Annotated in this window: 6 protein-coding genes and 1 pseudogene; 6 read left to right on the top strand and 1 reads right to left on the bottom strand. The window is 45.7% G+C overall.

Going from position 1 to position 9,964, the window contains the following annotated elements; all coding sequences use genetic code 11:
- Positions 1-228 (bottom strand): annotated as a pseudogene (locus BP727_RS10100) (IS481 family transposase); the annotation flags it as partial.
- Between the two features lie 414 nt (positions 229-642).
- Here BP727_RS10100 and BP727_RS10095 point away from each other — a divergent pair.
- The 6 genes from BP727_RS10095 to BP727_RS10070 are packed head-to-tail and all read left to right on the top strand — an operon-like array spanning position 643 to position 9,906.
- Positions 643-2,208: a type I restriction-modification system subunit M gene (locus BP727_RS10095; RefSeq protein WP_286858664.1), complete on the top strand. Its 1,566-nt coding sequence runs from the start codon at positions 643-645 to the stop codon at positions 2,206-2,208.
- Positions 2,198-3,436: a restriction endonuclease subunit S gene (locus tag BP727_RS10090; protein ID WP_286858662.1), complete on the top strand. Its 1,239-nt coding sequence runs from the start codon at positions 2,198-2,200 to the stop codon at positions 3,434-3,436. The genes BP727_RS10095 and BP727_RS10090 overlap by 11 nt, the downstream gene beginning before the upstream one ends.
- On the top strand, positions 3,437-4,303 hold the full coding sequence (locus tag BP727_RS10085; protein ID WP_286858660.1) for a CBASS oligonucleotide cyclase: 867 nt from the start codon (positions 3,437-3,439) through the stop codon (positions 4,301-4,303). It abuts the gene before it with no gap.
- Positions 4,304-4,321: 18 nt separating this feature from the next.
- The gene (locus tag BP727_RS10080) at positions 4,322-5,248 is read left to right on the top strand and encodes an S-4TM family putative pore-forming effector (protein WP_286858658.1); all 927 of its coding nucleotides are present in this window, start codon (positions 4,322-4,324) and stop codon (positions 5,246-5,248) included.
- Positions 5,245-8,346, top strand: a complete 3,102-nt coding sequence (locus tag BP727_RS10075) for a type I restriction endonuclease subunit R (protein ID WP_286858656.1) — start codon at positions 5,245-5,247, stop codon at positions 8,344-8,346. Before BP727_RS10080 ends, BP727_RS10075 begins: the two co-directional genes overlap by 4 nt.
- Before the next feature lie 30 nt (positions 8,347-8,376).
- Complete coding sequence (locus tag BP727_RS10070) at positions 8,377-9,906, top strand: hypothetical protein (RefSeq protein WP_286858654.1); 1,530 nt, start codon at positions 8,377-8,379, stop codon at positions 9,904-9,906.
- Positions 9,907-9,964 lie beyond the last annotated feature (58 nt).

Raw genomic sequence — 9,964 nt, 5'->3', positions numbered from 1 at the left:
GCGAGCATGGGCTGCTCTGATGACCTCTGTCTCTTTCTCAGTGAAGGGTTTGCGGGGGCGACCAACTTTTTCGCCCAAGACAGGTTCTTGCCCGGTCTCCTTGTATTCTTTAATGATCTGCTGGACTCTCCTTTGTGAGATCTTGACATCCCACGCAATCTCTTTTGTGGCTACCCCCTTGCGGTTTTGACGAAGGATATAACGAACCTTCGTCTTGTTCAATTTCATATCTTGGACTATGCGTCCAAGCTTAGATGATAGGCGAAATAATTTCGGGACTCTACACATAGAGATATTTACCAAAAACTTAATAAACTAATACTGTAATTCGATTAATAAGCCCGGAGATTAGTTCTCCTAAATGATTTAAGGTTCTCCGGGCTACCCTACAAAATAGTGATTATGCTTGATTTGCCTATGGATCGTAGTCCTGTAAGGCATACTTTTTATTTTGTATTATTATGCATCTTAGGCCTACTCTACAAGTCTTTCCCGGATCTTCACTTTGTGAATATTGATGAGAAAAACGCATCCTGAGAACACAGAAGAATCAATGGACTATGTTTAATTATAAATTTCATTGCAATCAATAATCTATTTAAAGGTGACTGAAGAAGTCAATTTGGTTTAAGGTGCAAGGATATGGCAAGAGGCAGACGCAGCAATAATCCAAAGACAAATGGCGCAACCCTGGGATTCGAAGCCACCCTTTGGGCAGCCGCCGATAAGCTCCGCAACAACATGGACGCAGCAGAATACAAACACGTCGTCTTAGGCCTCATATTCTTGAAGTATATCTCCGATGCCTTCGAGGAGAGGCACACTCAGCTCCATAATGAGGTGGATCAGGGCGCGGATCCGGAAGATCCCGATGAGTATCGAGCTGATAACATTTTCTGGGTACCCAAAGAGGCTCGCTGGTCTTTCCTGCAGGCCAACGCCAAGCAGGCCTCCATTGGCAAGCTGGTAGATGATGCCATGTTAGCCATCGAGAGGGATAACCGCTCCCTCAAGGGCGTCCTGCCCAAGGACTATGCCCGGCCTGCCCTTGATAAGCAGCGTCTCGGTGAGCTGATTGATCTTATCGCAGGAATTGGCCTGGGCGATGCAGAGAACCGCTCCAAGGATATCCTGGGGAGAGTCTATGAGTATTTCCTGGGCCAGTTTGCCTCTGCCGAAGGCAAGAAGGGCGGGCAGTTCTACACCCCTCGCTGCGTGGTTCAGGTGCTGGTGGAGATGCTGGCACCCTATAAAGGCCGAATCTTCGATCCCTGCTGCGGCTCGGGCGGCATGTTCGTGCAGAGCGAGAAGTTCGTTCAGGCCCACGGCGGGCACATCGGAGATATATCCATCTACGGCCAGGAGTCCAATCCTACAACCTGGAAGCTGGCCAAGATGAACCTGGCCATCAGAGGAATTGATAACAACCTCGGCCCGGAGCACGCCGACAGCTTCCATCGCGACTTGCACAAAGACCTGAGGGCAGACTACATCCTGGCCAATCCGCCCTTTAACTCCAGCGACTGGGGCGGTGAGCGACTGCGGGAGGATGTGCGCTGGAAGTATGGATTACCACCTGTAGGCAATGCCAACTTCGCCTGGGTGCAACACTTCATTTATCATCTGGCTCCTGTTGGCATAGCCGGATTTGTGCTGGCCAACGGCTCTATGTCCTCTAACCAGTCCGGAGAGGGCGAGATCCGCAAGAACATCATCGAGACCGACCTTGTAGACTGTATGGTGGCACTTCCTGGGCAGCTCTTTTACTCCACACAGATTCCGGCCTGCCTATGGTTCTTGGCCAGGGACAGGAAGAACGGCAGATTCAGGGACAGGAGAGGCGAGACGCTGTTCATCGATGCCCGAAAGATGGGGATTCTGATCGACCGGGTGCACCGGGATCTGATGGCTGAAGAGATCGCCAAAATAGCTGAGACCTATCATGCCTGGAGGGGCGATTCTGAAGCGGGTAAGTATGAGGATGTGCCTGGGTTCTGCAAGAGCGCCAAGGTCGAGGAGATGAGGAAGAACGGCTATGTGCTCACGCCTGGGCGGTACGTGGGATCTGAGGTAGCAGAGGACGATGGCGAGCCATTCGAGGAGAAGATGCAAAGGCTGACGGCGAACCTGGAGGAACAATTCAGAGAATCTGCAAGATTAGAAGCAGATATTCGATCCAACTTAAAGGGATTATTATATGGAAAATGATTGGATTGAATGCACTTTGGGCGATGTATTAACGCTCCAAAGAGGGTTTGATTTGCCTGAATCAAAGCGCAAGCTTGGGCCATATCCTGTTATTGCCTCAACTGGCCAAGTAGGCTATCATAAAGATGCGATGGTAAAGGGTCCAGGTGTAGTTATCGGGCGCTCTGGCAGTATTGGAGGCGGGCAATATATTTTGTCTAATTTTTGGCCACTAAATACAACTCTTTGGGTCAAGGATTTCAAAGGTAATGATAAACGATTTTGCTATTATCTTCTGAAATCTCTTGACTTTTCAAAGTTCAATGTTGGAAGCGGAGTTCCAACGCTGAATAGAAATCATATCCATCCTCTTTCAGTTCGAATTCCAAGAGATATCACTGAACAGCACGCAATTAGCTCCATTCTTGGCTCTCTGGACGACAAGATCGAGCTGAATCGCCGCATGGATGAGACCCTTGAGGCCATCGCCCGCGCCATCTTCAAGTCCTGGTTCGTAGACTTCGATCCCGTGCGGGCCAAGGCCGAGGGCCGAGAGCCTGCTGGTATGGATGCGGAGACGGCAGCTCTGTTTCCGGACGACTTCGAGGAGACTGAGATGGGGATTGTGCCGAAGGGATGGAGAGTCGGCAGTTTTGATGAAACCATTGAATTAATTGGAGGGGGTACTCCTAAGACATCAAATCCAGAGTATTGGAATGGGGATATCCCTTGGTTCTCGATCGTTGATTCTCCTAGAAATGGTGACGTCTTTGTTATTGACACTGAGAAGAAGATTACTAAACGTGGGATCGAGGATTCATCTGCAAGGTTATTGCCGAGAGGAACTACAATTATATCTGCAAGAGGTACCATCGGGAAGTGTGCCCTTGTAGGCGTTGCAATGGCTATGAACCAATCTTGTTACGGAATCCGCGGGAAAGATAATCGCGGCAATTATTTCACTTTCTTCGCAGTGAGGAATCTTGTGTCAGAATTGCAGCGGAGTACACATGGTTCAGTATTTGATACGATCACGAGAGAGACTTTTATAAGAGTTAAAAGCATCATAGTACCTTTTAAATTAACACAGATGTTTGATGATAAAATTTCTTCATTCATGGAACGGATTATTATGAACCTGCAAGAATCCAAAAACCTAATTGCTATTCGCGATTTTCTGCTTCCGAAACTTATATCAGGCGAATTGAAGAAAGATAACAATTGTAGAGTCGCTAAGGAGGTTATATGAATGCCAACAACAATAACTCAGGGATTTCAAAAATTAAAAGAAAATCTTGAAATTACCACACTTCAAGAAAAAACTACATCGGAACGTCAGCAAAATATCAGAGATGCATTAAAAACCGACTTAAATGTGCTTGATTCCTTTTTGGCTGGATCATATAGACGAAATACAATGATAGCTCCGTTATCTGAAGCTGATATTGATATTTTCGTTATATTAAGATCAGAATACTTTAAGCAAGATGGACAGGCTATATTATTGGATAAAGTTAAACAAGTGCTGAGAAAAACATATCCTAATACACCCGATATAAGCCGAAATGGGCAAGCGGTGACCATCGTATTTAGCGATTTCAGGGTAGATGTGGTTCCAGCATTCTCCCGTCAAGGTGGAGGTTATTTAATTCCGGACACGATATTAAAGCGGTGGATCTCTACAGATCCCAAAAAACATATTGATGTTTGGACTGAAGCCAATAAAATGCATAATGGATATTTAGTTCCACTTATAAAAATGATCAAATGTTGGAATCGAGCACATAGTGCTCCATTGCGTTCCTTCCACTTAGAATCACTCGTTCTTCAAATTTTAAATAATGTAACCATATCAGATAATCCTTCTGGTATCAGATATGTTTTCGATAAAGCAAGAACCCAAATTCAATACGCCGTTATTGATCCCGCAGGATTTGGTGGGAATATAGGTGCTTATTTAGACACAAAAGAAAAAAAAGCTAATGCAATAAATTGCATAGAAACTGCTTATGAAAGGGCAATTGATGCAGAAAGGCTGAATAGTATGGGTAATGTACAAGATGCATATGATAAATGGCGTCTCATATTCGGAGATTATTTCCCCGCATATGGTTAGAGCAAATTTTGAGGTTGCATGCCCAACACAATAACAAGAAATCAAAATACTGTGCGCCAATTGGAACGTTTAGCAGCACAGAGGTACCTGTATTCAAAGGCAAAACTGATAAGCATAGTTCAGATAATCCTTGCAGTTCCAATTGTAATAGTCTGGTCATTAGCGATTACATTCAATCCAGATCTCAAGGTTTGGGCGGCGTTTTATGGATTAAGCATCGCTATTTTAGATGCAGCCTTTATAGATCGTTTTATAAAATCATTGAAAATGCAAGCAGCAAAAATCCAAGAACTGTTTGATTGCGATGTCCTGCATCTCGATTGGCATACGTTGAAATTAAATAACAAACCAGATGCAGAATCGATTGAAGATCTATCGAAAAAATTAAAATCAAAAGATCCTGAATTAATGACACTAAAAGACTGGTACCCACAGGTAGTTGAGAGCTTGCCACTTCATATGGCACGACTTATATGTCAACGGACCAACTGCTGGTGGGATTTCAACCTAAGGAGAAGGTATTGCTTCTGGTCAGGAATTCTTCTTATTGTTGCATCAATTTTGGTTTTTTTTATTGGCCTCGTTGGGGAAATGGATATGGAAAAATTTGTTCTTGCAGTGCTTGCTCCTCTTTCACCGGCGATATTATTGGGCATACGTGAGCATATGCAACAACACGATGCTGCAGAAAGATTGGATCGACTGAAGAGCTACGTTGAGGAAATATGGGCCAAGGCAATAAAAAATGAAATTGCTCTGGAACAGATAGAGAGGGAATCAAGAGCTATTCAGGATGCTATTTTTGATTGCAGGAGCAACAATCCATTGATTTATGATAGAATTTATAGATATTTACGAAATGCACAAGACGCGCAAATGAACAAAGGAGCAAATGAATTGGCGGAAGAATACTTTGGATCGTTAAGCAGGCGGAATAATGGATGAACTTAACTGAATCCGAAGTCGAAGAAGCCACCCTTTCCTGGCTCGCCTCCCTCGGCTATACATCCATCTTCGGCCCGGACATTGCCCCCGAAGAGCCAGCAGCCGAGCGCGAGTCCTTCTTGGAGGTCCTCCTCATTCGCCGCCTCGGCGAAGCCTTGAGCCGCCTCAATCCAGGCATCCCAGCCGATACCCTGGAAGAAGCCCTCCGCAAAGTCTCCCGCCAGCAGTCACCATCTCTCCTGGCCAACAACCGGGCCTTTCATAAAATGCTCATCGACGGCGTAGCCGTAGAATACCAGCGCAAAGACGGCTCCATAGCCGGAAACTACGCCCGCCTGGTGGACTTCGAGAATCCGGAGAACAACGAGTTCCTGGCCATAAACCAGTTCACCGTCATCGAAGGCCAGCAGAATAGACGTCCCGACATCGTTATTTTTGTAAATGGACTGCCCCTAGCGGTCATAGAGCTCAAGAATCCTGCGGACGAGAATGCCACCATCCAAACCGCCTTCCAGCAGCTCCAGACCTACAAGAACGACATACCATCACTTTTCACCTACAACGAGATGCTGGTGATCTCCGACGGCCTGGAGGCCAGGGCAGGTACCCTAACCTCTGACTGGGCCAGGTTCATGCCCTGGAGGACCATAGACGGAAAAGAGATTGCGCCCAAAGGAAAGCCGGAGCTGGATGTGCTCATCAAAGGCATCTTCGATAAAAGCCGATTCCTTGACCTTATAAAGCACTTCATAGTCTTCGAGGCCGATGGAGAGAATGTGGCTAAGAAGATGGCCGCCTATCACCAATATCACGCCGTAAACAAAGCAGTAGATTGCACCATAAAGGCTACTTCTCACGATGGAGACCGCAAGGCAGGCGTAATCTGGCATACACAAGGCAGTGGCAAGAGCCTCTCTATGGCCTTCTATGCCGGGAAAATCATCGCCCATCCTGCAATGCAGAACCCTACCTTAGTTGTTCTAAACGACAGAAACGACTTAGACGACCAGCTTTTCGATACCTTTGCCGCCTGTCAGAGCCTGCTCCGCCAGGCGCCAGTCCAAGCAGATAACCGAGAGGACCTCAAGAAGCTGCTCCAGGTGGCCTCAGGAGGAGTGATCTTTACCACAATCCAGAAGTTCTCGCCTGAAGACGACAAAGAAAAGTATCCTCTCCTCTCCGACCGTCGCAACATTGTATTCATCGCTGATGAGGCCCACAGAAGCCAATACGGTTTCAAAGCCCATATAGTCAAGAAAAAGGAAGGAGCCTACACTGCTTACGGCTTTGCAAAATACCTCCGTGATGCCCTGCCCAATGCCTCATTCATTGGATTTACCGGCACGCCGATAGAGAAGACAGACATAAACACCCCGGCGGTCTTCGGCAACTACATCGATATCTACGACATCCAGAGAGCAGTAGAAGACGGTTCTACAGTGCGCATCTATTACGAGGCCAGGCTGGCTAAGCTCGACCTCTCAAAGGCAGAACGGCCTAAGATTGATCCCAACTTCGAGGAGATCACTGAGGGCGAGGAGCAGGCCATCAAGGAGCGACTCAAAAGCAAATGGGCCAGGTTGGAGGCCGTAGCTGGTGCAGATAAACGGATTTCTCTCATAGCTGAGGATATCGTCCAACATTTTGAAAAGCGCCAAGAGGCCTTGGAGGGCAAAGCCATGATAGTCTGCATGAGCCGCCGCATCTGTGCCCAGATGTACGAGGCCATTGTAAAGCTCAGGCCAGAGTGGCACGATCCAGACGACGAAAAGGGTGTAATCAAAGTGGTCATCACCGGCTCGGCCTCGGATAAAGAGAACCTCCAGCCCCATATCAGAAACAAGAAGAAGCGAAAGGATATGGCCGACCGCTTCAAGGACCCAATTGATCCTCTGAAGCTAGTAATAGTCAGAGATATGTGGCTTACTGGCTTTGATGCTCCATGCCTGCATACTATGTATATTGACAAATTCATGCAGGGCCATGGCTTGATGCAGGCCATAGCTCGGGTGAATCGTGTCTTCAAGGACAAACCCGGCGGCCTAATAGTGGATTACCTGGGCATAGCCGAGAGCCTAAAGCAAGCCTTAGCTGAGTACACAGAGGGCGACCGGGGAGAGACAGGCATTCCTGAGGAAGAAGTTGTGGCCCTTATGCTTGAGAAGTACGAGGTCGTCCAGGCCATGTTCCACGGCTTTGATACCTCTAAATTCTTCCAGGGTACTCCAGAGCAAAGGCTGGCAGCCATAGCTGAGGCCATGAATTATATCCTCTCCTTAGAAGATGGCAGGAATCGCTATATTCAGGCAGTCACCGAGCTCTCCAAGTCATATGCCATAGTAGTAACCCATGATAAGGCTCAGGAGATCCGCGAGGAGGTCGCCTTCTATCAGGCGGTCCGCTCTGGCCTATCTAAGGCTACATCGCCAGATGGCAAGACTAAAGAGGATCTGGACGCAGCAATAAGGCAGATAGTTTCTCAGGCCATTGTGCCCAATGGCATCGTGGACATCTACAAGGCAGCAGGCATCAAGACCCCGGATATCTCCATTCTATCCGAGGAATTCCTGGAGGAGGTGCGAGGCTTGCCCCACAGGAATCTGGCCTTGGAGCTTCTGAGGAAGCTTCTCAACGACGAGATAAAGACTGTCTCCCACAAGAACCTGGTTCAATCAAGGTCCTTTGCTCAGATGCTCGACCAATCGATCAACAAGTACCATAATCGCTCCATAGAGGCGGCTCAGGTCATCGAAGAGCTCATCCAGTTGGCCAAGGAGATGAAAGAGGCTCACAGGCGGGGAGAGAATCTTGGCCTAAATGAGGATGAGCTGGCCTTTTATGATGCCTTGGAGGTAAACGACAGCGCAGTAAAAGTGCTGGGAGACGAAACCCTGCAAGAGATCGCGAAGGAGTTGGTTTTGGCCGTCCGGAAGAATGCGACAATAGACTGGACGGTTAAGGAATCGGCTAGGGCAAAGCTGCGGGTGATAGTCAGGCGGCTGCTGCGCAAATACGGCTACCCTCCGGATAAGCAGGAGAAGGCGACGCAGACGGTGCTGGAGCAGGCCGAGTTGTTGTGCAAGGAGTGGGCTTGCTAGCATTAGAATTAAGGTTTAAAGGGGTAAACTATGGCAATCTCATCTATAAATTGGCTTGAAGACAATATCAAATATGCTGGAGAAGGTCGCGCAGAATTTGCCAATCCTAGAGTTATTCTAGAAGGGCCAGTAATAATTGCATTCAATGAGTCTGGCGAATCCGAAATTCAAATGGAGTTTAGAAATATTAGTGGATGTGTTGAACCTAACATACTTGAACTTCTCAATAGGAATGTGTCCACCGAGGAATATTTTCGAATACTTAGGTTTTCTAAACAAATCGAAGCAAATCAGTGTACAAAACTTGAAGTCGTCACACCAAATGGTACTTTTTCAAGTATTGGAATCAATATTAAGCATTATATTCCGAATTATTTAAATAATGTATTGAATTTTTTTGTTCTGACTTCGCAATTCGAAGTACACGATAAAGAAGCTAAATATTGGGTGCTCCCTCTATATAATTTAATGACTAATTTTTATAGATATCCTCGTGAATGGACGCACCCACTAAGCATTTCTAGTAAACATGTTGGCATAATTTTTAAATTTAATTGCAGCATTTGTTTCATTGAGCCCCTTGAGGATTACGAGGTTAGGAAAGATGAGTTAACCAATTTTAAAAAGCCAAAAAAAATTACTTCTATAATGGTTGGTGAGTTGAGATCTATCCCGAAAGACTCTGAATCATTGGATCAACAAGTTCCGATAAATTTCCTAGAATTGCTTGGGCTTGCAACAGGCACAGAAATAGGGTCTCCATATATTGAGCTTAGGACTGCAGAAGGGGAGCTCGTTAAGCGTATTCATGTTGAGCACAATAATCCAATTTATTTCAAAGGTCATGTCGCAATGGACGAATTTTGTGGTCGTGGGATAGGCATACTACTTGATAACGGTCAATCTCTTTTACATTTAGGAAATTCTTATATGATTGCTACTTTAAAGCATTTAGTTCGAGCAGGATCCAGGAATTTAGATATAGATGAAAAATTAATTCATATATTTCAGGCGTTAGACGGCTTATGTGAGATATTCGATTTAAAAACTCAAAATCTAAATCAACGCATAAATACATCTCAACAAAAGAAAATCAAGGCAATTCTCGAGAAGGCTTCCCGCGATATATCAGCGATAGCAGTTGATGATGAACAAAGTCGCGTAATAGGAGAAATTGCCAATAGAACAAGGACAATTCCAGCAGGAACCGCTAGAGATTTTGGATTATCACTAAGTGACCTACTAAAACTATTTGATCTGGCAGATGCAAATATTATAGAGGATTATTATCAAGATTCTGAGAATAGAAAGAGCTGGATTAGATTTTTATCTCATTGCAGAGGTGTAGAAATACACAAAGGTTTTTTGGAGTTTGATGGAGATGAATTTGATTTTACAGAGATCAACGTAATCAGAGCACATCTTCATGATATTTTATTTCGATTAGTCTTTAAAATGATTCATTACGATGGAACTTATAGATCACCCATTCAAACCCTGCCTAAGGAAGCTAATTGGGTTAAACCAAATACTTCTCCGAAGATGTTGGGTTACCATTAAAATAGCAAGGTCATTGCATTTCATCCTCCATCCACCTCTCCGGCCCGGCGGCGGAATT

Source organism: Methanosaeta sp. UBA356 (genome assembly GCF_002496465.1).
GTDB classification, from domain to species: Archaea; Halobacteriota; Methanosarcinia; order Methanotrichales; family Methanotrichaceae; genus Methanothrix; species Methanothrix soehngenii.
This window is presented reverse-complemented; position numbering and strand designations above follow the sequence as displayed.